The following is a 24,229-nucleotide window of genomic DNA, read 5'->3' as shown; positions in this document are numbered from 1 at the left end:
CGGGGTTGTTTCAGGTTGGCTGTAGAATTATTTGACTTCAAAATTCAGTAATTCCTGACCTTCCAGTGTCCCCACCAGCCGGTCGCCAATGTGTACCGGACCTACGCCTGCGGGCGTACCGGTGTAGATCAAATCACCAATTTTCAAGGTAAAGAACTTCGATAAGTAGGCAATAATTTCCCCAAAGGACCACAACATCATGGTTGTATCACCTACCTGACGGGTTTCGCCGTTGATGGTAAGATTGAAGTTGAGTTTGGGAAATTCCGGAAACTGACTTTTCGGCACAAACTTAGAAATAGGGGCCGAACTATCGAAACCTTTGGCAATATCCCAAGGAAGTCCTTTGGCTTTTAGCTTGGACTGCACATCACGAGCGGTGAAATCAATACCCAGAGCAATTTCTTCGTAATAATTATCCGCAAACTGTACCGGAATATTTTTGCCTAGCTTATTGATTTTCAATACGATTTCCAGTTCATGATGAACATCCTGCGTAAAGTCAGGCAGGTAGAAAGCGTTATTTTCTCTTAAAATGGCAGAATCGGGCTTGCTGAATATAACAGGCTCGGCGGGCCGCTCGTTTTGTAGTTCGGCGATATGCTCGGCATAATTTCGCCCAATGCAAAAAATCCGCATAAATGATGAATGTTCGAAGACAATACTGATCTAAAAGCAATCAAGTGGGTTTTGTTCCTCATTTTTGGAGGCTTAACCGACCTGTATGCAAAGCTAAGCGATCCCAGAGCACTTTGTGGGTTCGGTACAGGATTTTCTAGCAAGTACTTTACAATTCATTTCGCATTTCCTCATTTAGCATTTCCACAATCATGAAAAGAACCTTTGCCCTAGGTATTGTACTGGCTACAACGATATGGGCGTGTAGTCGTGTACCTATCTCAAACCGGAATCAATTATTACTCGTATCCGATGCTGAAATGAATCAGCAGGCTCTGGTGAGCTACAAGCAGTTTTTGGATACCAACAAAGTTATCTCCAACAGTAACGCCAATACGCAAATGGTGAAGCGGGTAGGCGAGCGAATTGCCGCAGCGGCTACCAAATATTTCAATGATATTAAGCATCCCGAGTACCTGGATGGTTATAACTGGGAATTCAACCTGGTACAGGATAATCAGGTAAATGCCTGGTGTATGCCCGGTGGTAAAGTGGTCGTGTATACGGGTTTGATTCCCGTTGCTCAGACGGAAGCGGGGCTAGCCACGGTGATGGGCCACGAGATTTCGCACGCCATTGCGAAGCACGGATCCGAACGCGTCAGTCAGCAGTACGTAGCCCAGGGCTTGCTCACGGGCGGACAGGTGGCGTTGGGCGTAGCCAATGCTAATAAGCCCACGCAGGCTCGCAATGTCTGGAGTACGGTCTTTAACGTAGCGGCTCCCATTGGGGCTAACCTGGCTATTCTGCGGTACAGTCGTCAGCACGAAAGTGAAGCGGATCACTTGGGACTGATCTTTATGGCCATGGCGGGTTATGATCCGAAAGAGGCAGTTACCTTCTGGGGACGTATGGCTGAAGCCAGCAAAAATGCCCAGAAGCCTCCCGTACTGCTTTCTTCGCACCCCTCAGACCAACAACGGATCAACGATCTGAAAAAGTTGTTGCCAGAGGCCGAGAAGTATTACGCCCGCCGATAGGGTTAGTTTATAGTTGTGGTTTACAGTTGTTGAAATGAAGTGATTTCGGTAGAACTGAAACTACGAACGTTGCAAAAAGGGAAAGGCTACACCAAAGAGTGGCCTTTCCCTTTTTAGTTTGAAGCTACTGAAAATTGTAAGCAGAAAACTACTAAAAAGAAGAAGGCCGCTCCATCGAGCGGCCTTCTTTGTGTTGGACAATCTACGTTTTTCAGTCACTGAAAACAGAGAATCGTAAACTGAAAACTTCTTAGAATGCAGTGGCTAATACATCTTTCAGACGATCAGCCGCGTCTTTCAACTGTACCGCTGAGTGTACTTCCAGACCTGATTCATCGATGATTTTCGCTCCTTCTTCAGCATTCGTTCCTTGCAAACGAACGACGATAGGTACGGGGATATTACCGATGGCTTTGTACGCTTCTACGATACCCGTAGCTACGCGGTCGCAACGAACGATACCACCGAAGATGTTGATCAGGATCGCTTTTACGTTCGGATCTTTCAGGATGATACGGAAACCTGCTTCTACCGTCTGGGCGTTAGCTCCACCCCCTACGTCGAGGAAGTTGGCAGGCTCACCACCTGACAGTTTGATCAAGTCCATCGTAGCCATGGCCAGACCTGCACCGTTCACCATACAGCCAATGTTGCCGTCCAGTTTCACGTAGTTCAGGTTGTAATGACCAGCTTCTACTTCCAGAGGATCTTCTTCGCGAACGTCCCGCATTTCAGCCAGATCGGTATGGCGATACAGAGCGTTGTCGTCGAGGTTTACTTTCGCATCAACGGCCAGAATTTTGTTATCGGACGTTTTCAATACGGGGTTGATCTCGAATTGAGAAGCATCCGTATCGATGTATGCTTTATAAAGAGAGCCAATGAATTTCACCATCTCTTTGAAAGCATCGCCTTCAAGACCTAAAGCGAAAGCGATTTTCCGAGCCTGGAAGCCCTGAAGACCCACTTTAGGATCGATCCATTCCTTGATGATTTTCTCGGGTGAATGTTCGGCTACTTCTTCGATGTCCATACCACCTTCCGTAGACGCCATGATGACGTTACAAGCTTTGGCACGATCTAACAGGATAGCCAGATAGAATTCTTTGGGCTCCGTAGCTCCGGGATAGTACACGTCTTCGGAAATCAGAACCTTATGTACTTTCTTACCTTCGGGACCGGTTTGGTGCGTGACTAATTGCATGCCCAGAATCTGTCCTGATTTCTCACGGACTTCTTCGTAGTTTTTAGCCAGTTTTACGCCACCGCCTTTACCACGGCCTCCGGCATGAATCTGAGCCTTCACCACAAACCATTTCGTACCCGTTTTGATGTTGAGTTCGCGGGCTACTTCTACCGCTTTGTCGGGTGTGTCAGCGACGATGCCCTCCTGAATACGGACTCCGTATCGTTTGAGGATCTCTTTCGCCTGGTATTCGTGTATGTTCATTAGGAAGTTGAGTGAGGTTTCACTTTACGGCCCGAAAATTAGGGAGAAATCAATAAAGTCTTTGAGTTATGTTTGACAAAGTTTAGGAACTTTGCTCAACAAAATATAGCTAAGACCGATGGAGTAGAAGGGGGTAAGAGCGATAAGGCCTTGATAAACAGATTGTAATAAGGGTCTTGTTCGCTCTGGGAAGGGATAAGAATTTCGGCCCATCGGAATAGCAATGCGGAAAGAGAAGGACGGCAAAAAGCCACAGACCCTCCGTTCAACAAAAGTTTAGGATTCAACATTCATGCTCGAAGCTCGTCAACTCGTTAAATCATACGGTGCCCTGCCCGTACTCAAAGGAATCGACTTACAAATCCAGCCCGGTGAAATCGTATCCATTGTAGGTGCCTCGGGAGCGGGCAAAAGTACCTTGTTGCATTTATTGGGAACGCTTGACCGACCCGACTCCGGTCAGATTTTTCTGGATGGACAGGAGATTAGTAGTTTGAAAGACAAAGCCCTGGCCGAGTTTCGAAACCGACGCATTGGCTTTATCTTCCAGTTTCATAACCTGTTACCCGAATTTACGGCCTTGGAAAATGTTTGCATTCCGGCTTGGATTGGCGGTAAAACGCAGCAAACGGAAGAGCGAGCCCAGATGCTACTGGGGAAACTGGGTCTTTCGCATCGGGAAAAACATTATCCCAGTCAGCTTTCCGGGGGTGAGCAACAGCGGGTGGCCGTGGCTAGAGCCCTGATTAATTCGCCCGCCGTAATTTTCGCGGATGAGCCCTCCGGCAATCTGGATTCCCGCAACGCCCGGGAACTGCACGAGTTGTTTTTTCAGTTGCGGGATGAACTCAACCAGACCTTCGTACTGGTCACGCATAACGAAGAACTCGCTCAAATGGCTGATCGCAAGCTGGAAATGCTGGACGGTCGGATTGTCTCAGAGTAAGTTAGCCTGGTTTTCAAGGAAAGGTTTGATGAGTGTTCGTAGAAACAAAGCGGTTAGAAACGAGCACCAGTAGTTCTGGCCTCCCTAGTGGCCAACCCCGAGGGAGTTCAATACGCATAGCCCCGTATGCAATGCGGGGAAACCTGTATCCCCAAGAAACCTGCCTTTCTTGGGGATATAATTATAAATAACTCTTCACTAGTTCGTCAATTCTTAAACGTCAACCCAATCGCCCAGTGAAAATCCGTACGTTTCTTGCCCGGTAGTACAACACTTTCATAAGTATGATCTGCAGTTAGCGAAAGAGCCAGTCGTTTGCCTAATGCATAAGCCAGCGTACTCAGCGAACTCCAGCGGAGGTTGGCCATGTTCAAAGCGGGCTGTACGAAGACGGTACTATTGAAGGCGAGTTTATCTTTGGTAAGACCAACCCGAATACGGGTAGAATTACGAATCACTCGAACATCTTCAGCGTTTAGAAAGTCTGTGTATTCGAAAATAATCGCATTCGTCATGGAGATTTTTACCAGCGTATTGGGCACCTTACGTCCACCCAAAATTCGCCAGCCAAAACCCGCTCCTCCGTACCAGCGATTAGAAATCTGTCGAAGGTTACTTTCCTCGTGTACCCCAAAGCCCATCAGATAGACGTCGTGCTGATTGTACCATAAGGTAGCGTTTAGATCCACAAACAGCTCCCGTTCCTGCAATTCCTTGTTAATGGTACCATAGGTATACCGGGGGGACGTATACAAACCCAGAATAGATTTGGGATTAAAGTAATCAAACGACGTGACCAGCGTATACAAACTCCGCTGCACGTTGCCGCTTCGGTAATCACCGCCCAGGGTAATAGCGTAGGTAAAGTGTTTGAGCGTATCGGCGGGTGGGCGAGTTACCTGAATTAGGCTCGGAAAATTTTCAACGCCCGGCGGTAGGGTATCGGTTTGAACTTCTTCCCGTAATCGTAACGAATCAGAAACCATGAACGCATGAGCCAGCGGGGCAACAGCAAAAGTCAACAGAAAAACGGCGGCGTACTTGAGTCCTGACATGAAAGACATAGGCGGTAAGTGATACGTGAAAAGATGAAAATTACTGCACAAATTTCATGCAAGCGACCTGAAAAAAACAAAACCGGACGCGAAAGTCCGGTTTTATGAGCATTAGAAATGCGGTAAACAAAGTCCTTTTTCTACAAAATCCGAAATACTGGATATCGCATATGTTCGGGTTCATAATACGGCGAAAGTTTATGGACGAAGTCCAGTTGAGCCCGACCATTTTTAGCGAAAGCAGGATCCTGAGCCCGTTTTTCCTCCAGCTTTTGCCGGGCTTCCGGGTGGCTTCTCAGAAATTCAGCCGCTAGATCTTCGAATACATAATCCGAAAAGCCTTCCTTTTGCTGTAAGATGGAATCAAAGAAATTCCAGGCAAAAAAACCTTCCGGACTCGTTGGTTCCAGCGTCTCCACCAGATAGCGGTTCTTATCCTGATTGCATTCCACGTAATAATCGCCTTTGCGGAAATGAATCGTCTGCGTATGCGTGCTCACCTTCACATCCGAATGGGGGTAATGCCCTTCGTAGGGGCGGGGTGAGGTCTGGTACGATTCAATCCGGTACGCTTCTACGCTCAGCGTGGTGTCCTGGTCGAGTCGTTTCATGACTACGTGGTTCGCTTTCAGCCGTTCGATCACGGGCCACCAGGCCTGCGGAATGAGGTAGGCTTTCGGTTTCTTCACGGTCAGCGTCGGCACGAAGTAGTCATAATACGGAACGCTCATCTGAAACGGCTTGCTGCGGTCGTAGTACAATCGCGGTTGCCCGGATACGTCACTAGGTTTGTACCCGTGCTCGTAACCCAGAAATTCAATAGGCCGGGAGCGGCTTTCGTCCTTTTTCCAGGCCAGTGGAAACTCCTGCTGCGTTCGAACGGCTTCCCGGTCGGCCTTTCGTAAACGCATGATTTCCTGAGCATTCGTTACCGTAAATTCCAGATAGATTTTTAGTAATGCATAGGTCGATTTCACGCGTTGCTCGTACGACTTCAGCATGTGCGTTTCAGGCATGAAGCCAAGCGTCTGGAACATCGCCGCAAAACCTGTGGAATAGCGGGGATAGTCAATGAAACCGCTAAATCCTTCCTTCGTCACATTCGGTCCAAAGTTGGTCACGTAGGGGGTCATCGGATAACCTTTGGTTTTCATCTGCTCGTATAGGTAGGGCTCCATTTTCGTGTGCAAGAACGGCCCCAGACCACCGCCTAGTTTGCTGTGTTGCGTAGCGATGAGCGTCATTACGTGCTGGTAATCGGCTCCGTTGCTCACGTGCGTATCGACAAAAACGTCAGGATCAACCAGATGGAATAGTTCAGCAAAGGCCATCGCATTGCGGCTGTCGGCTTTCACGAAATCGCGGTTGAGATCGTAGTTCTGTCCATTCGCCCGAAAACCGTAGGAATTTGGGCCATTCTGGTTCACCCGACTTGTCGAATTACGGTTCAGTGCTCCGTCGATGTTATAAAAAGGAATGACGCAGAGTACGACGTTATCGGGCAATTGGAGGCCGTCTTTGCTAGTGAGCAGGTTTCGCAAAAGCATTTGACAGGCATCTACGCCATCGGGTTCGCCGGGATGAATGGCGTTATCAATGAGAAAGATAGCCTTACCTTTTTTTCGCTGCTGGACCAGATCAAAGTTTTTATCCTTTGAAATGACTAATAAATGCAACGGCTCGCCTGCGTCGGTCAGCCCCATGGTACGCATCTGTACCTGCGGGAATTGCTGATCCAGTTGGCGGAAATAGGCCATTCCCTGCTCATAGGTGGGAGTTTCGGCTCCTTTGGTTCGTTCAAAAATCGTTTCCAGATCTTGGGCAAAAGCGGCTTGCATACGTAGTGCGATGGTCAGCAGGAGGAAAAAACGTTTCATGTAATCAAAGAAAAGGAAACCCCAAAGTTCTGCCAAATGCCCTCGTCCAGATTACGACCAAAGCATTCATTTTCAAGACTTGGGGAGACTTACGGGCAAAAAATGCTTCGTATCATTTTTTTAAATAGAAAGCCATAACGTATAATCAACCCTATTTACATCGCTGTATGAAGAAATGGCTTATTTTTCTAGCTTGCCTAAGTACCCAGCTCTCTTTCGCCCAGACCGAAGCACCAACCGCCCCACCAGCACCCATTCCGACGGATTTTGTCGAAGAAATCTGGTACAAGCGGGCCCTGATCTATAACCTCGACGTAAAAGTCTTCAAAGATTCCGACGGGGATGGCATGGGCGATTTCAAAGGATTAATTCAGCAACTGGATTACCTGAAAGACCTCGGCATAACCGTAATCTGGCTATCGCCTTTTCATCCGTCTCCCCTGGAAGACGATGGGTATGATATAGCGGATTTCTACAAGGTCGATCCCCGCGTCGGAACCGAAGCCGATTTCAAGCAATTGGTCGAGGAATGTAAAAAACGCGACATGCGGGTGATCATTGACCTGGTGATTAACCATACGTCTAATCAACACCCCTGGTATCAGGCAGCCCGTAAAGACAAAAACTCACCGTATCGCTCCTGGTATGTCTGGAGTAAAGAACGGCCCCAGGATGCTGATGAAGGTATGGTCTTTCCCGGGGTACAAAAGGAAACCTGGACCTACGATTCCTTGGCTCAGGAGTACTACTTCCACCGCTTTTACGATTTTCAACCCGATCTGAACGCCCAGAATCCAGACGTCGAAGTAGAGATTCGCAAAATTGTCAAGTACTGGCTGGATTTCGGCATTTCCGGATTCCGATTAGATGCGGTGCCTTTTTACATGGAAATCCCTCAGAGCGGCATGAAAAATCCCATGTTGCAATTTGATCTGCTCTATGGCCTGCGGCAATTCATCCAATGGCACAAAGCCGATGCTGCGGTATTGGGCGAAGCTAATGTTGATCCTAAGGAAACGGATAAATTTCTGGGTAAATACGGCGAGGGAATCCAGATGATGTTCAACTTCTACGGAAATCAGTACCTGTTCTCGGCTCTGGCTTCCGAAAATATCGAAACGTTCAAGAAAGCCCTGATCGAAACCCGCGATCATTCACCCGCCAATCAATGGGCCTGGTTCCTGCGTAATCACGACGAAATTGACCTGGGCCGACTGAGCAACGAAGCCCGGGAAGAAGTGTATTCCAAATTCGGCCCGAAAGAAAACATGCGTTTGTACGATCGGGGTATCCGTCGCCGGCTGGCTCCGATGTTGGGTAACCGGAAGCAAATTGATCTGGCCTATAGTTTACTATTTGCCTTGCCGGGTACGCCAAGCTTACGCTATGGGGAAGAGATTGGTATGGGCGATGATCTGAGCCTGAAAGAACGTAACTCGGTACGCACGCCCATGCAGTGGAATACGCAGAAAAACGCGGGCTTCTCTACGGCTGCCAAAACCTTTCATCCCGTCATCAGTCAGGGGGATTATGCGTACCAGAAAGTGAACGTAGCGACGCAGGAAAAGGACCAGAAATCACTACTGAATACCATCAAGAAGTTCATCAAAATTCGTAGCCAATGTCCGGAGATTGGCTGGGGCGAATGGACCATTCTTCCCGCTACGACGTCTACGGTACTGGTGATGCAGTACAAATGGAAAGATAAATCAATAGTCGTCGCCCACAATTTCAGCAAGGAAAAACAGAACATTCAACTGCGAATGGCTGAATGGAAAGGCAAGTCTTTGCAAGACTTACTCAATGAAAAAACGGTTAAACCCGTTGCCGAGGGTTCGTATTCGCTGGCTATGGAAGGCTACGGTTTCCAGTGGTTCCGATTGAACTAGGGTAAACGGAAGAAACGGAAGGATATAGAAAAGGCTTCTCTATTTGAGAAGCCTTTTCTATATCCTTTAAGTTAGGAACCTACAGGTTTACAAAGTCTGTAACCATCATCCGGCAGTTTCCAATTTCGGTGATTAGTTTAAGCGATGAAAGCAGGTAAGAATCTGCCTAATTATTAGGTACAAGTTTGGAAACTTGCATCAGTCGGGGAGACCCAATCGCCCGTAATAGCAGAGGGTAACGTTCGTTCCCGAAAGCCATAAAAAAAGCCTCTCCGATTCATCGGAGAGGCTTTTAGAGAATGATCTATGAATTACATCATGCCACCCATTCCGCCAGGACCGGCAGCAGGAGCAGGATTATCTTCAGGCTTGTCAGCTACTACGCATTCAGTAGTCAGCAATAGACCCGCTACAGAAGCAGCGTTTTCCAGAGCCAGACGCGTTACTTTCGTTGGATCAATGATACCGGCTGCGATCATGTTTTCGTAACGGTCTTCGCGAGCGTTGTATCCATAGTCACCCGTACCTTGTTTCACGGCATTGATTACTACAGAAGCTTCGCCACCAGCGTTAGCTACGATCGTACGCAGGGGAGCTTCGATGGCCTGACGAATGATATTCACACCCGTCGTTTGGTCGTCGTTGTCACCTTTGAAGCCTTCGAGAGCGGCAACGGCACGGATCAGGGCTACGCCACCACCGGCTACGATACCTTCTTCAACGGCCGCACGAGTTGCGTGCAGAGCATCGTCAACGCGGTCTTTTTTCTCTTTCATTTCAACTTCGGTAGCCGCACCGATGTAAAGAATCGCTACACCACCTGACAGTTTCGCCAGACGTTCCTGCAGCTTCTCACGGTCGTAATCCGAAGTCGTATTTTCGATCTGCGTTTTGATTTGGTTTACGCGGCCTGTAATGTCCTCTTTCGCACCTACGCCGTTTACAATCGTCGTATTGTCTTTGTCGATCAGGACTTTTTCAGCTTGACCCAGGTATTCAATCGAAGCATTTTCGAGTTTGAAACCACGCTCTTCGCTGATCACCGTACCACCCGTCAGGATCGCGATGTCTTCCAGCATAGCTTTCCGACGATCACCGAAACCAGGAGCTTTTACGGCAGCCACTTTCAAGGCACCACGGATTTTGTTAACCACCAGTGTAGCCAGAGCTTCACCGTCTACGTCTTCGGCAATGATTACCAGCGGACGACCGGTTTGAGCTACTTGCTCCAGTACGGGCAACAGTTCTTTCATCGAAGAAACTTTCTTCTCAGAAATCAGCAGGAAGGGACGATCCAGATCGGCTTCCATTTTGTCCGGGTTCGTCACGAAGTAAGGAGACAGGTAACCGCGGTCAAACTGCATACCTTCTACCGTTTTTACTTCGGTTTCAGTACCGCGAGCTTCTTCAACCGTGATTACACCTTCTTTGCCCACTTTGTCCATGGCGTCGGCGATCATCGTACCGATTTCGTGGTCGTTGTTAGCAGAGATCGTAGCAACCTGAGCGATTTCTTTGGAAGTGCTGATGGCACGTGATTGTGACTTCAGGTTTTCAACGATCTTACCTACGGCTTTATCGATACCGCGTTTCAGATCCATTGGGTTGGCACCCGCTGCTACGTTTTTCACACCGATCGAGTAGATCGCCTGCGTCAGAACCGTAGCCGTCGTAGTACCATCACCTGCTTGATCAGCCGTTTTAGAAGCTACTTCTTTCACGAGTTGAGCTCCCATGTTTTCCAGAGCATCTTTCAACTCGATTTCTTTAGCTACCGTTACACCATCTTTGGTGATGGCCGGAGAGCCAAATTTCTTATCGATGATTACGTTACGACCTTTAGGGCCGAGGGTTACTTTAACCGCGTCTGCCAAAGCGTCAACGCCACGCTTCAGGCGATCACGAGCTTCGGTGTCAAAAAAGAGTTCTTTTGCCATAGCTAAATGACTTTATAATGTGTTGTAGTGTGAATCAAGGTTCACGTTGGAATGTAAAAGGAAATTAAGCAACAACCGCTGCTTCAGTAAGTACCGCCAGGATGTCTGATTCCCGCATGATGAGGTAATCTTTTCCGTCGGAAGAGATTTCCGTACCTGAGTATTTACCGTACAGCACGGTATCGCCTTCTTTAACCGTCAGGGGTTCATCTTTTTTGCCTGGGCCAACAGCCACTACTACTCCGCGTTGAGGTTTTTCTTTGGCGGTATCGGGAATGATAATTCCGAACGCAGTCTTTTCTTCTGCGGGAGCCGGTTCTACCAGAACGCGGTCTGCCAAAGGTTTGACGTTTACTGACATGTTAGTGATGAGATAGATTTGTTAACTTTTCGATTAACCATCTGGTTAGGTAGCCTGACTACGATTCCTGTGCCAGCCTGAATCGTCTGTCAATTTTACCGGACTTGCTGACAATTGCTGTAAAAAGCCTAGCAAACCAAACGAATGACTCTGACTTTAGGAAATTACTGTTAAAATATTTGGCAATTTCTTGTAAAAGAATAGATTCGGGGATTGAAATATAAACCAGGAGGGTATGAAAAAGTTACAAAAAACCTGGATTACTGACGGATTACTGGATTTTGAGTACAAAAAATACCAGTTATTGGCCTACTTGAAACATGTCAATGAACATTTTCAGGAAAAAAAACTCTTCCCTGAACTGTCAGATTTACAGCTTCACTATCAGGAAAGTCTGGCGTTACAGCAACAGCAAAGCCAGTGGTCGGACCGCATTCGCCGCAAACTGGTGGGTATCGACCGCGAAAAATGGCAACTCAAGTACACCAGTGAATTCGAAGCCTTGCAGCCGCTGGAGGAAGTAGATGAAATTCTGAGCTACGCCATACCTCGGCTCGAGCATACGCTCAGTACGGGTAAAACGCTGTTTCAACACGTTACCCAGGCCCTGTCTATCGCTCCGATTGGCATTATGCCACTTTTCCGGAAAGAGGGTTATCTGTTTGTGTACGAGAACATCAACCGCGAGCTACGGATTTATCAGTACAAGGTGCAGTTGTTCGAAAGTACAGCACCACCGAGCCGAAGGGTCGAAACTCACCTGATCGATTCGCGTAACAAAAGTTACACCACGACGTTCGAAAGTATCAAGATGGAACTGGTTCGAAAGAATAAGGATCTGCCCAATCCGGCCTCGTATTTAGTAGAAAGTACCTTGGGCTATCCCATGGATGAAACGTTGCTTCCCATAGCCCGGCAAAAAGTAGCTCAGGCCGTAGAAGATTAATTCGCTCCACCTAAGCTCCGGCTTAAGGCATACGCTGTAAAAACGAAAAACCCTCCGAGCGAAAGTTCGGAGGGTTTTTCATACTTGAATTTCTTATTTCTGAGGCTGTGCTGGTTGAGCCGGAGCTGGTTGTGCAGGAGTTGTTGGAGCGGGCGTCGCCGGACGGGGAGCGGGAGCCGTTACCGCCGGAGCTGCCGAACCTAAGCCATCATCCATTCCATCACCGGCAGTCTGACCCGTTAGGAAGAATACAGAAACCAGAGCAAATACGGCAATGGCTCCACCAAACCCCCAGGTGAGTTGTTCGAGTAGATCACCCGTTTTTTTCACGCCAAAGAGTTGTTGGGAACCGGCTCCGGTAAACTGTGAAAGTCCACCGCCTTTAGGGTTTTGAATCAATACCACCAGGACTAATAAGGCAGCCACAATGATGGAGAGGATAATTAACGTAGTAAACATTGGGTTCTTTTATAGAAAGGGAAAATGGTGTTCAGATTTAAAACAAGGAAAGTCGACTTCTCAGCTCCTCGATTTTACCTGCAAAGTACGCCTTTTTTTCTGGAAACTTCAACTGTAGTTTTTCGTAGATTTCGATGGCCTTCTCCGTTTTTCCCTGCCGGGCCAGTACTTTGGCATACGCTTCCGTTAAGGGTGTACTAGTAGAGACTTGTTGTTTATGAGCCAGATCCACGGGTTCTTCGTCGCTTGGACCGGGTTTAGCCCGGAAGGGACCGATCCGGGGTTCGGCTTGAATGAAGCGGTCAATGATGGCCAACTGATCATACGCGGGTGTTTCAAACTTCTCTTTTTCGGCTTTTTCTTCCGATTTTTTAAGGAGTACTTCCGAATAATCCAGGCCTCGGAGTGCTTGTACCGGATTGATGGTTTCGAATACTGGAACGTGTTGCGTTGCGATTTCCTCTACTTCCCGGGGATGACGACGCGTAAACGGTAAGCGTTGTTCTTCGGCAGGAGTGGTCGCTACCGGAAATTCTCCTCCAATGAATTTACGCAGGGCGTTGCGGCTCAGCGAATAGGCAGCTGCTTTGCGTAAAGCCGCTGGGGCATCCGTATGATCGGCCTGATCGGTATAACCTTTCGCCAGCAGTACGTGCCCGGTTTGACAGAAAGGATAATGTTCTACCAATTCTTTGAGATAAGCCACATCATCCGATGAAAGATCGGTTGGATTGGTAACAAGATAAGAAAAAATATCGCGTTGCATAAGGTGCCCAGTGGAGGAGGTCCGTCTAGCCAAAATGGCCAGGGGAAACTTTAAAATATAGATTCTAAGATACAGAATTTCCGGCTCCGGAATCAATAGTGCCTACTTTTCATTCGTAAGAAATGTCTAAAGTAATCGTTGAATAAAACCGTAACAGATTCTTACAAATGAATTTATTGAGTAGGAAGGGGTTGGTAGAAATTTTCTTAGGTTTTTCTGAAAAATATTACCAGTCGCCCGCTGTTTTGTTAAAAATGTCCAGAATGATCTGCTCCAGAATAGGCGGAATCAGTTGTCCTTCGACCTGATTTAGGGTTTGGTTTTGCGGGAAATCCCGGAAAAACGAAAAGGGTTGTTCGAAACTCGCCGATTCATCTTTGGTATTCACAAACCGAACCGTAACGGTGACGGTTAGTCGGTTCAAACCCGCCTTATCCTGGGCCGTAGGAGCCTGCGGTGTCACGTCGTAACCCGTAATCGCTCCTTCGATTAATAAGTCACCATCGCCACCGGGTTTGAGTTGTAGCCGGGTATTTCGCTGGAAATATTCTTTTAGCTGTTCGGTAAAGGTGTTGGGCAGGGTAGCCGGTCCACCTGCCGCATTCATGACGAAGTTGTTAATCGTAATGGTCTTTAGATCCGCTGACAATTTCCCGCCCGGCGAAAAGGAATACGGACCGCAACCGTTCAATAGGACGCCCGGTAGCAGAATCAGGAGCAGTAACAAGGTACGGCTAAGGGCTTTGTTGCCGCGGAAAGGACTACTCTTCATCAATCTCATACTGTTTAATTTTCCGGTACAGCGTCCGTTCGGAAATGCCGAGGGCCTGAGCCGCATTTTTACGTTTATTGCCGTTCTTACGCAGAGCTTTGATAATCATCTCTTTCTCTTTCTTTTCCAGCGAAAGCGATTCATCTTCTGACTCGTCCGTTACATCCACAAAGCTGGAATCGTTGGACTGATCCAGCGAAAAGACATTGGGTGATGTGGGCGGCGTAGCCGTACTCGAAACGGGCAGGTACCGGGTCGGCGTATGATTTTCACTAAAATTAACGGGTTCGTCAGCCACGCCCTGAAACAAATTGGCGTGTTGCCGAAGAATTTCACCGTCGCCTGCACCATTCTGAGCCATTTCCACGAATAGCTTTTTCAGTTCTGTTACGTCACGTTTGAGGTCGAAGAGCACTTTGTAGAGTAACTCCCGTTCGTTGAAATCCTGGCTTTGGCCGTCCCGGAATACGTCCGGTAGGGACGAACGCTGGGCATCCGGAATGTATTTGAGCAACGAACGGCCATTGATGGTGCGTTCTTCTTCGAGGATGGAAACCTGTTCCGCCAAATTTTTTAATTGGCGAATATTTCCCGGAAAACGGTAACTCAGCAGTACTTCCCGGGCATCTTCGGTGAGCTGTACGGGGCGGATGCGTTGACGTTCGCTGAAGTCCGCCGTAAATTTCCGGAAAAGCATCAGTACGTCATCGCCCCGGTCCCGCAGGGGTGGCACGAAAATGGGTACCGTATTCAGACGATAGTACAAATCTTCCCGGAAGCGGCCTTTCTCTACCGCCTGCATTAGATTAACGTTAGTAGCCGCTACGACCCGAACGTCGGTCTTCATGATTTTGGAAGAACCGACGCGGATAAACTCCTTGTTTTCGAGTACTCGTAAGAGCCGGGCCTGCGTACCCAACGGCATTTCAGCGATTTCATCGAGAAAAATGGTACCGCCGTCCGTTACTTCAAAATATCCCTTTCGAGCATCGACGGCTCCGGTAAAGGCTCCTTTTTCGTGTCCAAATAACTCGGAATCAATGGTTCCCTCTGGAATGGCTCCGCAGTTAATGGCAATGAACTGGCCGTGCTTACGGGTCGATAGTTGATGGATAATCTTGGAAAACGACTCTTTCCCGCTTCCGCTTTCTCCGGTAATGAGTACCGTTAGATCGGTAGGAGCGACCTGGGCTGCGATCTGGATGGCGTAATTCAGTGCTGATGAATTACCAATGATGCCAAACCGCGATTTTATGGATTGTATTTCCTGAGGTGACATGTGTGTAATGGATAGAGCTTAGAGAATGGACAAATGGGAAAAAAGAGTATTGCCTAACGAATGCCAGGCCATACTCTTTTTCGGGGATCTATGCTCTAAAGAACGGGTTCGCCCAGCAACGTTGCCGCCGTACAATCCGTAACCAATACATTCACGTATTGACCTTTGGTAAAGTTATGTTTGGGGAACACAACGACCTTATTCTGGTCGTTACGGCCCTGCAGGTGCTCGGCAGAACGTTTGGACGTTCCTTCCACGAGTACCTTGTGTACTTTACCAATGGCCTGCTGATTGCGTTCGAGGCTATGCTGTTGCTGCAAGGCAATGATTTCGTTAAGGCGACGTTTTTTCACGTCTTCTGGAATGTCATCGACGAGCTTTTTGGCCGCTGGCGTACCCGGACGCTCGGAGTAGGCAAACATGTAGCCGTAGTCGTATTTGACGTAGTCCATGAGCGTAAGCGTATCGCGGTGTTCTTCCTCCGTTTCCGTACAGAACCCAGCGATCATATCCTGCGAGATGCCGCAGTCATTGCCCAGAATCCGACGAATGGCGTCTACCCGGTTCATGTACCACTCCCGGTCGTAGGTCCGGTTCATGAGTTTTAGAACCCGGGAATTGCCGCTTTGTGCCGGCAGGTGAATGTAGTTGCAGACGTTGTCGTACTTCTTCATGGTGTAGAGTACTTCGTCCGTAATATCCTTGGGGTGGGAGGTGCTGAAGCGTACCCGCAACTCCGGGCTCACCAGGGCTACTTTTTCCAGCAATCCGGCAAAGTTTACCTGCTCGGTACCGTCTTCCGAAGCCCATTTGTAGCTATCTACGTTCTGGCCCAGCAGCGTGACTTCCCGGTAACCCTGTGCAAACAAATCCCGGGCTTCCTGTACGACGGAATACGCATCCCGCGAACGTTCGCGGCCCCGCGTGAAGGGTACTACGCAGAAGCTACACATGTTGTCGCAACCCCGCATGATGCTGATAAAGGCCGTTACGCCGTTGGAATTCAAGCGTACGGGAGCAATGTCGGCGTAGGTTTCTTCCTTGGAAAGAAAAACGTTTACGGCTTTCTGGCCCGTTTCTACTTCGTCGAGCAAGCGGGGCAGGTCACGGTACGCATCGGGACCCACGACCATGTCAACCACTTTTTCTTCTTCCAGTAACTTCGCTTTGAGACGTTCGGCCATGCAGCCCAGTACACCAATCATAGTGTCGGGTTTGCGGCGTTTCAGGCTGGTAAAAGTGCTTAAACGGTTCCTTACTTTCTGTTCGGCGTTGTCGCGAATAGCACAGGTGTTAAGTAGAACCAGATCGGCCTCGTCAATGCTGGAAGTCGTCGCAAAGCCTTTTTCCCGCATGATGGAAGCCACGATTTCGCTGTCGGAGAAGTTCATCTGACAGCCGTAGCTTTCAATATATAATTTCTTTTTACCAAGGGCATTTTGCTCATCCTCGAGTAAACGGGGAAGGTCAATGCCTTGCTTATCTTCAGGAGTCAGGATTTCTAAGGTCTTCATGGGTGCTCGGAGCGTTGAGCCTCAGGCTTTCCGCTTAAATATCTAAATGTTCGTTGAATTCAGAAGTACAAAGGTATAAAAAAGCTGACAGATTGGCAGTAAAGAATTAACGTTGAAAGGCTGGATTTTGTGATAAAGGGGAGTGATAGAAGTTGGGAGGTACGATCGTTCTAAACTTTTCGACTTGGTTTATAAATCAAGCGTATGAGGAAAGGTTTCCCAATTTCGATAACCTTTCATTTGTTCAGCTGATATCTATACATAACCTTCATTTATTAGCCATTCCCTATGCCTGCCCAATTAACCATCGACTCGATTACTGATTTTTGTTTGCAAAAACTCGATTTCTCGAATCCGAAACTCGACCCTGAATACTACTACGCTCACCTTCCGCTTTGTGTGGTAGACAGTGTCTTTTCCATGGGCGTGAAGTACGAATCCGTTCGCAATGTCGTCCGGCGAATGGAGCCGTTGGTCGGTCATACCCTTTTTCGGGACTACGGTTCTTTACCTACCGATCCGGCACAACAGATTTCAGTAGCGGTTTTTCTGGAAAAAATTGAGCATGAATCGCCCGAAAAACTGGCATTGGAAATCTACCAGAATAAACAGCGAACCTCTACACAAAACGGAATTCTGAAAGCGGAAGCCGTCAGCCGATTTTTACGAGTGCTAAATGATTTTGATGTGCAGTACTTTCAGGATGTTCCTCGCCTCATCACGAATGCAGATTTCGAACAACAAATCAAACGTATTCCTGGACAGGCCAGTGGTATTTGTCTAAGCTACTTCTTCATGCTGGCAGGAAACGACCAGCTTATCAAGCCTGATCGGATGGTACTGGCGTTCCTGGAAGCCATTACGGCAAAGACGGTAATTCTACAAGAAGCACAATTGATTTTGGAAGAGGTATCGAGCCAACTCGTTTTGAAAGGATACGAAATGAATCCCAGATTACTGGACAATTTAATCTGGAACTACCAGCGTAAACTACCCAAAAAGGCCTCTGGTGTCAGAATGAGATTAGAGGTATAGTCCGAGAGAGCTTTTGTACGCTGCTCTCTTGCCCATACACACAAATTTTGAATACTTTTACTGCACTCTGTATCCACCTCATCATCGTATACGCTATCCATGCTTCACCTGTTCTGGAATCTTCTCAACCTGGCTATACTGCTTTACTTTCTCTATTTGTGTTTGAAAGCTACGCAGTTACTCCGGCAAAAGCTGGGCTGGTGGGCGGCGGCTATTTTTGTCGTTGGCGTCTTTTCGTCCGCTGGAAAGTCTGGTACCAACCAAGCGGATGAAGTTCAGAAACAGGGGCTAGTATCCCGAAATAGGGTAGTAGAGCAGGCTATAAGTCGAATTCAGGTCAAGTTGCAAAAAGAACTACTGTCCAGCTACAATCTGTATCTACTGTACGGACCGGCTAAAGATTCCAGCAGTATTGTCGTCATAGATGCTTATTCAACCATGAATGGCCTTACGGGTGGTGTGGTCTGGAAACCAAAGTTTATAACCGTGAATACCGCTGGAAACACATTAAAATATAATGTGACGGGAATACTGGAATGGCGGCTGTTAGGAATGACGCTGTACAGCGAGTTTAAACACTATCAGGGAAACGCTCCGCTAAATGAAAGCCTTAGAAAGGATAGCCAATCCCAAACCGTAGTTCCGGACGATACCGGTTGTCCAGCGTTGGATTGAACATATCACCCAGTACCCATTGACCCAAACCACCATCGGCACGCGGGCGGGCGGGTTCATAAAGCTTGATACCCCAGTCAGCCCGTAAGATGAAGAACGACTTATCGAAACGCAAGCCAAAACCCGCATTGAGAGCCGTCTGACTGAGAAAGCTACCCGGTTTAAATTGTGATTCGGTCTGGTTGGTTCGCAGTAACCATACGTTTCCGGCATCCACGAATAAGGCTCCATTGAAATCGCCAAAAAGCTTAAACAGGGGGAACCGCCATTCGGCATTGAGTTCGAGTTGAACATCGCCGGGGCGTTCGAATTTATAACTCGGAACGACCACTCCTGACTTGAGTGTATCAAAACTGGCCGCCTGGGCTCCCAACCCTAACTTACGCGGGTTCCAACCCCGCATGGAGTTAGCTCCCCCGGCAAAAAAGGCCTTTTCGTAGGGGAGAATTCCCCCATTCTTGGAGTACTCCCAGCCAATGCCTCCAAACGCCCGGAAGACGAGCATGGACCGCCCCCGGCGGCGTAAGGGGACATAAACCCGGTAATCAACGCTGGTTTTCAAGAATTTATAATAGCGGAGATCCTCGTTGTCGGTTAGCTGATCCTGCCTGCTACGCGAGAGCAAGTTTAGGGTTGTACCGCCCGATTCAGCGAAAACGCGTAAGTACTTCGTTCGACGGAAGGTGTTTAAATTCAGGTTGTTATCGTTATACACGTATGAGCCGCTGATGCTGGAAACAAACGACCGATTGAAAGTGAAGATCAGGTTATTACCGGCGAGTTGCTGTTCCCGCAAAAACTGTTGGAAAGCTTCTGATTGACGACTGGTATTGATCAGGTTAATATCCAGCGGACTGAAGTAAAAAGTTTCCTTGGACGAAATTTGCCAGGAGTAATTCATCGCCAGTTTAAAGCCCGTACGCCGAAAATCTTTCCGGTCGCTGAACGAATAACCGATCCCGACCTGGGTCCGTGGTGCACTGTTGCTGTAGCGAACTTTCATCGCCGCCGGAATCAGTAATTGCGGAAAAATAAGGGAGGTATTCAGACCTGCTTCAAAGTTTTGATCCTTGAAGGCCAGATTCTGAGAGCTTTGGGTAAAACCCGGCTGACCATCATACCCAGCCTTCCCGGCGATTTCCAGTGTTTCCAGTCCCTGGAAGAAATTCCGGATGCGTAAGGCTCCATTCAAAAAAGGACCGGGCAAACCCTGGTACACGTTCATGCCCACCTCCGACGTAAGCTCATAGCGTTGCAGAGGTTGGGCGTATACCAGTGCGTTCAACCGGTGATTACTGGCCGTATCGTAGGTAATGTTCGGGAATTTGAATTGATCAAGCGTCCCCAGCATCCGTAGCGTCTCGTTGTGAAAGGTCTGGTTATAGGTAGCTCCGGGGCGTACCTTCAGCTTGGCATCGAGCAGTCGGGTCGAATATTTTTTACCCACGAAAATGTACCGAATGCCATTGTAAACGGTTGAGTCTAGGTGCGAAGAAGGTTCGGAAGGGTCGCGACCATCCACCACAAACGTGACCGAATTGATCTGGTAGTAGGGGTAGAGAAACGGTACGGAATCGATCACCATCGTGACATTCATGTGGTGCTTTAGGGGCTCGGCCAGTGAAGTGTCGTAGGTACCGGTAAATGAAATATTTTCCTTAGAGAAGCCATAGTACCCCCGATCTCGCAGCAAGGCTTCCACCCGTTCACGTTCGGCACTGAAATTACGCTCATCGACCCGGTTTCCTTTTCGCAGAAAGCGAATGCCCCGGGTATTTTGAATAATACTGTCAATGCGGGGATCAACCGTAACCAGCCGGATGGAATCCAGTACGTAAGGTTTTCCCTGTTGCACTTCGTAAAGCACTTTTACCCTGCGGAATTTGACCGTATCAAGCTTGTACCGCACGGAATCATCAAACATTCCCCGGTTAGTACGCAGAAAGGCCTGGAGGTTCTGAGCGTTCTGACGAGCGTCTTCTTCGGTGATGATGGCGGGTGGTTCGCCCACAACCCGCATCCACCAGTGGCCCTGTTCGATCGCCATACGGTTATGGTCAATCTTGTGGTCAAGCCGCTCAATCCGACGCAGATTCTTGCGGGACTGCGTCGAATCCGGAGCATTCCGAATCTGTTCGATACGGGCCTGATATTCACGAATTTCCCGTTCAAAGCGGGGCTTTTTATACTTTAGAAAATCGGGGCGGGCAATCTGATACACCCACAGAAAAGGCGTAATGGGCTGCGTAATCAGAACCCGGTTTGATTCCTGGGGTAAAAGGGCCTCGAGCTCTTCGTTCGGAATTTCCTTGTTACCTTTGATGGTCTGTTTGGCTAAAAGATACTCGCCTCGCCGTAGTTCGGTACCACGGGTGCAGGCAGCTAAAAAACCAAGAAAAGCCATTCCTATCACCAGCAGATGACTGTATTTCTTCCTCTTTGGGAATGGCATAAGTATACGGGACAATGATCTCACAAAAGTGGCAAAAACAAATACGCCTGCTTCAGCAGAAAAAGCACCGGCAGGAATCGGGAGCGTTTCTGGTAGAAGGCGGCAAGAGTGTCCGCGAGTTACTGACCGCTGATTTTAGACTTCAGGCTCTGTTTGTAACGGATACATTTTACAAAGAAAACCAAAAGCTACTCGACGAGCAACCCTTCCGGGCTGAATTGGTGACGGAAGATGAACTCGAAAAGGTTGGAACCCTGCAATCCAACAATGCCGCCCTAGCCATTGCAGAAACCAAAGAAAACCTTCCGCTGCGGGTAGAGAGCCAGGAATTTGCTCTGGTACTCGATGATATACGAGATCCGGGTAACCTCGGAACCATCATTCGGATTGCCGATTGGTACGGAATAAAAAAGATTATCTGCTCGACTTCCTGCGTAGATGCGTACAATCCGAAGGTGATTGCAGCCAGTATGGGGTCATTTACGCGGGTACAAACGTATTACGTCCCACTGCAGGAATTTTTCGAGCAGGAAAAAGCACAGACGGTTTACGGTACCTTCCTCGACGGGGAATCCATTCATGGCTTAAACTTTCGTGAATCGGGCTACATTGTGATTGGCAATGAAGCCAACGGCATCCGTCCGGAAAACGAAGACTTTATCCAGAAACGCATCACCATACCCCGGTTTGGCGAAGCCGAATCACTGAATGCAGGCATTGCTACGGCGATTGTGCTGGATAATTTGCGACGTTGAGGTTGTTTATTTTATACAGGAATAAGTACGTTTTTCGTCCCGCTAAGATGGCTGGTCTTTTAGCCTATCAGTTCTTTCCGTATAGAAATGAATGAAAACTTAATACGCGTTAAAGAATGACTGTTTCACCCCAGTAAGGCGGCTGTTCATTTAGTCCGTATGGCATGCGATAGGACGGGGTCCGGTTTTATGCCGTCCTTGAAGAGATTCGATTGATTCTAACAACCATTAACGAGTACTAACCACTATCGCTAAGAGAAGAAAGCTCCTCCCACCCATGAGCCATTCTATGGGGGCATCCCATGGTGGGAACAATGCGGTGGCCTGAAGCTAAGCTAGGCAGTTAAGGAAAGGTCCAGCCTGGAAGGCTCATGGTATACTTGTCAGCCATAAGGACCGAGCTCGGTTTAGGTGGATAATGAAGTACATGAAGAACAAACTTTCTTCACTACGGAAAGAGAATAAGCTACTGGCCAACCGTACCTGTGGAACCAAATCCGGTCTGTTCAGGGCGACATCAATAAACCACCATTTATATCCTTGTCCTGAGCACTACTAGTTCAAATTTCACCTAACTTAAATAACAAATCCTATGAGTGTAGTTGACAGTAATGGCAATGAATTAAAAGATGGCGATTCAGTAGTCGTGATTAAGAGTTTGAAAGTAAAGGGGACTTCCATGACGCTGAAACAGGGGACCGCCATCAAAAATATTCGCTTGACCGATGATGAGGAAGAGGTAGAGTGTAAAGTAGAAAAGACGAAACTTGTACTGAAAACCTGTTTTTTGAAGAAGTCTTAAGATATAGTTACAAAAAAAGCCCGGTCTTTGAACCGGGCTTTTTTTGTAACTATACCCCGCTAGGGGTAAGTGGTAATTTAGACCAAAGACGACTAATCAAGCGAGATGTAGTCAACAGTCATGTCCTCCGGAGCAAAAAACCTAGGCTCAACATGAAAGGTCACCTGATACGTCAATTTGATCCAACTATTGAAGTGATTAACCTTGGCCGATAAGGGCGGACCAATAATCCAGTCGCCAGCAATAGGTTCTGGTTCGACAAGTTGTATTTGAAAACCAGGCTTTAATTGGAGATTCGCCTGCTTCGCCCAGGACGTAGCTTGTTCCTGAGCTTTTGCTAGAATGCGATTTTTCACCTCCAGTTTATCCTGCTCTTCGAACGTAGAGGAAATTTGAGCTAAAGCCAGCTCCGGATGCGACGTCCGATATGTTTCTACCAGGGCATAAGTCTCAGGGGTTAGCCGTATTTGGCAGAATGGAGTTTCATAGTCAATCTCATTATTATGAAATTCGACAATACCCAAATCTTCGTAAGCGATCTGAGAATCCGACAGAAAAGCCGTCCATTGTTCGTGAGCGGATGCGATGTTTTGCTGGGCTTCCGGCAGGCTTTTAAAGTCAAGTGCGGTAGAGAATAGAATCTCTTTAGGCGTGGCTGCTACGCGTTCGGTAAGGGTTAAACTGAATGAATCGATAGTCATAGGCGGATTCTTTTACAAAGATACGGGCAATTCCGTCGCTGCATCATCGGCTATGTGGCGGGCATTTTCCGTACCCAGCCAGCGATCAATCAGGTAATGGACGAGGTACAAAATGGGGATAGTCAGCAGGGAGATAATGAATTTGTATAAGTAATTATTCAGGGCTACCGAAAGAGCCTGTCCCGCTGACCAGTTACCAAATAGGTAAAAGGCAACAAACACCACCACAAAGCTGTCGATGAGTTGCGATACTACCGTGGAACCCGTCGCCCGTATCCAGATGTACTTGTGGCCCGTATGCTTACGCAGGTACTGAAAAACGGTAACGTCGAGAAACTGAGCCAGCAAAAAGGCCGTAATCGAGCCAATGATGATGCCTAAACCCTGACGGAAAATGACTTTGTAGGCGTAGTCAATGTTGAAATTGGTGGTACCCTTGTTAACGTCAAGCCAGAACTGAGCCGGGGGCAAGGTTGTAGCCGCGTAGATAATGAAGAAGGAATAGACAATGAGTCCCGCCGTGAGAAATGACAACCAGCGAACGCCTTTCCGGCCGAAATACTCATTGATCATATCGCCAATGATGAACACCAGCGGCCAGTTAAGAGCCCCCGCTGCCTGGTTAAATGACCACTTGTCGCCCCAGGGTGTTGGGATGTTAGCGGAGGGTAAGCCCAGTACGCCTTCCACGGAAAAAATTTTACCGCCAATGATTTCGGCTACCAGGGCATTCGCAATAAAAAAGCCAGACAATACAAAAAACAAAATCTGCCGTTTGGAGGCAAATAGAGGTTGATCATTCATACGGAAAGGTACGGTTTTGAGTGAGGGAGCGGCACCCAAACATAGTATTCAAAGGGGAATAGACGAAAAAGTCAGATGCTTTGCGAAACATCTGAC

General features: G+C 48.0%; 22 protein-coding genes. 8 read left to right on the top strand and 14 right to left on the bottom strand.

Annotated features, from left to right (window positions below):
• Nucleotides 1-27 precede the first annotated feature (27 nt).
• On the bottom strand, nt 28-639 hold the full coding sequence (locus C5O19_RS11675; protein ID WP_104712310.1) for a fumarylacetoacetate hydrolase family protein: 612 nt from the start codon (nt 637-639) through the stop codon (nt 28-30).
• 191 nt (nt 640-830) lie between these two features.
• Between C5O19_RS11675 and C5O19_RS11665 the strand changes: the two genes are divergently transcribed.
• Nucleotides 831-1,658 carry a M48 family metallopeptidase gene (locus C5O19_RS11665; protein ID WP_104712305.1) on the top strand — a complete coding sequence of 276 codons (828 nt, stop codon included), beginning with the start codon at nt 831-833 and terminating at the stop codon, nt 1,656-1,658.
• A gap of 250 nt (nt 1,659-1,908) precedes the next feature.
• Here C5O19_RS11665 and sucC read toward each other — a convergent pair whose 3' ends face one another.
• Nucleotides 1,909-3,108: an ADP-forming succinate--CoA ligase subunit beta gene (gene sucC, locus C5O19_RS11660; RefSeq protein WP_094813474.1), complete on the bottom strand. Its 1,200-nt coding sequence runs from the start codon at nt 3,106-3,108 to the stop codon at nt 1,909-1,911.
• A gap of 292 nt (nt 3,109-3,400) precedes the next feature.
• Between sucC and C5O19_RS11655 the strand changes: the two genes are divergently transcribed.
• Nucleotides 3,401-4,054, top strand: a complete 654-nt coding sequence (locus tag C5O19_RS11655) for an ABC transporter ATP-binding protein (protein ID WP_094813472.1) — start codon at nt 3,401-3,403, stop codon at nt 4,052-4,054.
• 206 nt (nt 4,055-4,260) lie between these two features.
• Here the strand turns inward: C5O19_RS11655 and C5O19_RS11650 are convergent, their stop codons facing one another.
• Entirely contained in the window at nt 4,261-5,118 is an 858-nt protein-coding gene (locus tag C5O19_RS11650) for a DUF481 domain-containing protein (protein WP_104712303.1), read from the bottom strand.
• Nucleotides 5,119-5,249: 131 nt separating this feature from the next.
• Nucleotides 5,250-6,986 (bottom strand): M14 family zinc carboxypeptidase, encoded by a 1,737-nt coding sequence (locus tag C5O19_RS11645; RefSeq protein WP_104714064.1) that lies wholly within the window; start codon nt 6,984-6,986, stop codon nt 5,250-5,252.
• 167 nt (nt 6,987-7,153) lie between these two features.
• Here C5O19_RS11645 and C5O19_RS11640 point away from each other — a divergent pair, with 167 nt between their 5' ends.
• Nucleotides 7,154-8,875, top strand: coding sequence for an alpha-amylase family protein (locus tag C5O19_RS11640; RefSeq protein WP_104712301.1), 1,722 nt, complete (start codon nt 7,154-7,156; stop codon nt 8,873-8,875).
• Between the two features lie 311 nt (nt 8,876-9,186).
• On the opposite strand, the gene groL is transcribed toward C5O19_RS11640, so the two are convergent.
• Both groL and C5O19_RS11630 read right to left on the bottom strand, forming a co-directional pair.
• Nucleotides 9,187-10,812 (bottom strand): chaperonin GroEL, encoded by a 1,626-nt coding sequence (gene groL, locus C5O19_RS11635; protein ID WP_104712299.1) that lies wholly within the window; start codon nt 10,810-10,812, stop codon nt 9,187-9,189.
• A gap of 64 nt (nt 10,813-10,876) precedes the next feature.
• Nucleotides 10,877-11,173 (bottom strand): co-chaperone GroES, encoded by a 297-nt coding sequence (locus C5O19_RS11630; protein WP_094813464.1) that lies wholly within the window; start codon nt 11,171-11,173, stop codon nt 10,877-10,879.
• A gap of 235 nt (nt 11,174-11,408) precedes the next feature.
• Here C5O19_RS11630 and C5O19_RS11625 point away from each other — a divergent pair, with 235 nt between their 5' ends.
• A complete protein-coding gene (locus C5O19_RS11625; protein WP_104712297.1) occupies nt 11,409-12,119 on the top strand; it encodes a hypothetical protein in 711 nt (236 codons plus the stop codon).
• A 93-nt stretch (nt 12,120-12,212) separates the two neighbouring features.
• Here the strand turns inward: C5O19_RS11625 and secG are convergent, their stop codons facing one another.
• The 5 genes from secG to miaB all read right to left on the bottom strand — a co-directional run bounded on the left by secG (nt 12,213) and on the right by miaB (nt 16,909).
• Nucleotides 12,213-12,578, bottom strand: coding sequence for a preprotein translocase subunit SecG (gene secG, locus C5O19_RS11620; protein ID WP_094813460.1), 366 nt, complete (start codon nt 12,576-12,578; stop codon nt 12,213-12,215).
• Nucleotides 12,579-12,615: 37 nt separating this feature from the next.
• On the bottom strand, nt 12,616-13,344 hold the full coding sequence (locus C5O19_RS11615; protein ID WP_104712294.1) for a hypothetical protein: 729 nt from the start codon (nt 13,342-13,344) through the stop codon (nt 12,616-12,618).
• Between the two features lie 226 nt (nt 13,345-13,570).
• Nucleotides 13,571-14,116, bottom strand: a complete 546-nt coding sequence (lptE, locus tag C5O19_RS11610) for an LptE family protein (protein ID WP_243406371.1) — start codon at nt 14,114-14,116, stop codon at nt 13,571-13,573.
• Entirely contained in the window at nt 14,106-15,395 is a 1,290-nt protein-coding gene (locus C5O19_RS11605; protein WP_104712289.1) for a sigma-54 interaction domain-containing protein, read from the bottom strand. The genes lptE and C5O19_RS11605 overlap by 11 nt, the downstream gene beginning before the upstream one ends.
• Nucleotides 15,396-15,490: 95 nt before the next feature.
• Nucleotides 15,491-16,909 carry a tRNA (N6-isopentenyl adenosine(37)-C2)-methylthiotransferase MiaB gene (miaB, locus tag C5O19_RS11600; RefSeq protein ID WP_104712279.1) on the bottom strand — a complete coding sequence of 473 codons (1,419 nt, stop codon included), beginning with the start codon at nt 16,907-16,909 and terminating at the stop codon, nt 15,491-15,493.
• 288 nt (nt 16,910-17,197) lie between these two features.
• On the opposite strand from miaB, the gene C5O19_RS11595 reads away from it, so the two are divergent.
• A complete protein-coding gene (locus C5O19_RS11595; RefSeq protein ID WP_104712277.1) occupies nt 17,198-17,944 on the top strand; it encodes a hypothetical protein in 747 nt (248 codons plus the stop codon).
• Between the two features lie 99 nt (nt 17,945-18,043).
• A complete protein-coding gene (locus tag C5O19_RS25855) occupies nt 18,044-18,619 on the top strand; it encodes a hypothetical protein (RefSeq protein ID WP_133163352.1) in 576 nt (191 codons plus the stop codon).
• Here the strand turns inward: C5O19_RS25855 and tamL are convergent.
• Complete coding sequence (gene tamL, locus C5O19_RS11590) at nt 18,555-21,023, bottom strand: translocation and assembly module lipoprotein TamL (RefSeq protein ID WP_165796006.1); 2,469 nt, start codon at nt 21,021-21,023, stop codon at nt 18,555-18,557. The two genes, C5O19_RS25855 and tamL, sit on opposite strands and share 65 nt — an antisense overlap.
• Nucleotides 21,024-21,085: 62 nt before the next feature.
• On the opposite strand from tamL, the gene C5O19_RS11585 reads away from it, so the two are divergent.
• Together C5O19_RS11585 and C5O19_RS11580 are read left to right on the top strand one after the other, a co-directional pair.
• Nucleotides 21,086-21,826 carry a TrmH family RNA methyltransferase gene (locus C5O19_RS11585; RefSeq protein ID WP_104712272.1) on the top strand — a complete coding sequence of 247 codons (741 nt, stop codon included), beginning with the start codon at nt 21,086-21,088 and terminating at the stop codon, nt 21,824-21,826.
• Nucleotides 21,827-22,418: 592 nt separating this feature from the next.
• Nucleotides 22,419-22,628: a PhnA domain-containing protein gene (locus C5O19_RS11580; RefSeq protein WP_104712270.1), complete on the top strand. Its 210-nt coding sequence runs from the start codon at nt 22,419-22,421 to the stop codon at nt 22,626-22,628.
• Between the two features lie 92 nt (nt 22,629-22,720).
• On the opposite strand, the gene C5O19_RS11575 is transcribed toward C5O19_RS11580, so the two are convergent.
• Together C5O19_RS11575 and C5O19_RS11570 are read right to left on the bottom strand one after the other, a co-directional pair.
• A complete protein-coding gene (locus C5O19_RS11575) occupies nt 22,721-23,329 on the bottom strand; it encodes a hypothetical protein (protein ID WP_104712268.1) in 609 nt (202 codons plus the stop codon).
• A 12-nt stretch (nt 23,330-23,341) separates the two neighbouring features.
• Complete coding sequence (locus tag C5O19_RS11570; RefSeq protein ID WP_104712266.1) at nt 23,342-24,133, bottom strand: queuosine precursor transporter; 792 nt, start codon at nt 24,131-24,133, stop codon at nt 23,342-23,344.
• Nucleotides 24,134-24,229 lie beyond the last annotated feature (96 nt).

The organism is Siphonobacter curvatus (assembly GCF_002943425.1).
In the GTDB taxonomy this organism is placed as follows: domain Bacteria; phylum Bacteroidota; class Bacteroidia; order Cytophagales; family Spirosomataceae; genus Siphonobacter; species Siphonobacter curvatus.
The sequence above is the reverse complement of the archived record's forward strand: the minus strand, read 5'-3'. Positions and strand labels throughout refer to the sequence as shown.

Bases quoted from the DNA above. Each gene is read 5' to 3' on its own strand.
- C5O19_RS25855 (WP_133163352.1), top strand. From the start codon at position 18,044: ATGCTTCACCTGTTCTGGAATCTTCTCAACCTGGCTATACTGCTTTAC.
- C5O19_RS11595 (WP_104712277.1), top strand. From the start codon at position 17,198: ATGCCTGCCCAATTAACCATCGACTCGATTACTGATTTTTGTTTGCAA.
- groL (WP_104712299.1), bottom strand. From the start codon at position 10,812: ATGGCAAAAGAACTCTTTTTTGACACCGAAGCTCGTGATCGCCTGAAG.
- C5O19_RS11580 (WP_104712270.1), top strand. From the start codon at position 22,419: ATGAGTGTAGTTGACAGTAATGGCAATGAATTAAAAGATGGCGATTCA.
- C5O19_RS11625 (WP_104712297.1), top strand. From the start codon at position 11,409: ATGAAAAAGTTACAAAAAACCTGGATTACTGACGGATTACTGGATTTT.
- C5O19_RS11675 (WP_104712310.1), bottom strand. From the start codon at position 639: ATGCGGATTTTTTGCATTGGGCGAAATTATGCCGAGCATATCGCCGAA.
- C5O19_RS11570 (WP_104712266.1), bottom strand. From the start codon at position 24,133: ATGAATGATCAACCTCTATTTGCCTCCAAACGGCAGATTTTGTTTTTT.
- C5O19_RS11615 (WP_104712294.1), bottom strand. From the start codon at position 13,344: ATGCAACGCGATATTTTTTCTTATCTTGTTACCAATCCAACCGATCTT.
- secG (WP_094813460.1), bottom strand. From the start codon at position 12,578: ATGTTTACTACGTTAATTATCCTCTCCATCATTGTGGCTGCCTTATTA.
- sucC (WP_094813474.1), bottom strand. From the start codon at position 3,108: ATGAACATACACGAATACCAGGCGAAAGAGATCCTCAAACGATACGGA.
- C5O19_RS11585 (WP_104712272.1), top strand. From the start codon at position 21,086: ATGATCTCACAAAAGTGGCAAAAACAAATACGCCTGCTTCAGCAGAAA.
- C5O19_RS11655 (WP_094813472.1), top strand. From the start codon at position 3,401: ATGCTCGAAGCTCGTCAACTCGTTAAATCATACGGTGCCCTGCCCGTA.
- C5O19_RS11665 (WP_104712305.1), top strand. From the start codon at position 831: ATGAAAAGAACCTTTGCCCTAGGTATTGTACTGGCTACAACGATATGG.
- C5O19_RS11605 (WP_104712289.1), bottom strand. From the start codon at position 15,395: ATGTCACCTCAGGAAATACAATCCATAAAATCGCGGTTTGGCATCATT.
- C5O19_RS11630 (WP_094813464.1), bottom strand. From the start codon at position 11,173: ATGTCAGTAAACGTCAAACCTTTGGCAGACCGCGTTCTGGTAGAACCG.
- lptE (WP_243406371.1), bottom strand. From the start codon at position 14,116: ATGAAGAGTAGTCCTTTCCGCGGCAACAAAGCCCTTAGCCGTACCTTG.
- C5O19_RS11650 (WP_104712303.1), bottom strand. From the start codon at position 5,118: ATGTCTTTCATGTCAGGACTCAAGTACGCCGCCGTTTTTCTGTTGACT.
- C5O19_RS11640 (WP_104712301.1), top strand. From the start codon at position 7,154: ATGAAGAAATGGCTTATTTTTCTAGCTTGCCTAAGTACCCAGCTCTCT.
- C5O19_RS11645 (WP_104714064.1), bottom strand. From the start codon at position 6,986: ATGAAACGTTTTTTCCTCCTGCTGACCATCGCACTACGTATGCAAGCC.
- tamL (WP_165796006.1), bottom strand. From the start codon at position 21,023: ATGGCTTTTCTTGGTTTTTTAGCTGCCTGCACCCGTGGTACCGAACTA.
- miaB (WP_104712279.1), bottom strand. From the start codon at position 16,909: ATGAAGACCTTAGAAATCCTGACTCCTGAAGATAAGCAAGGCATTGAC.
- C5O19_RS11575 (WP_104712268.1), bottom strand. From the start codon at position 23,329: ATGACTATCGATTCATTCAGTTTAACCCTTACCGAACGCGTAGCAGCC.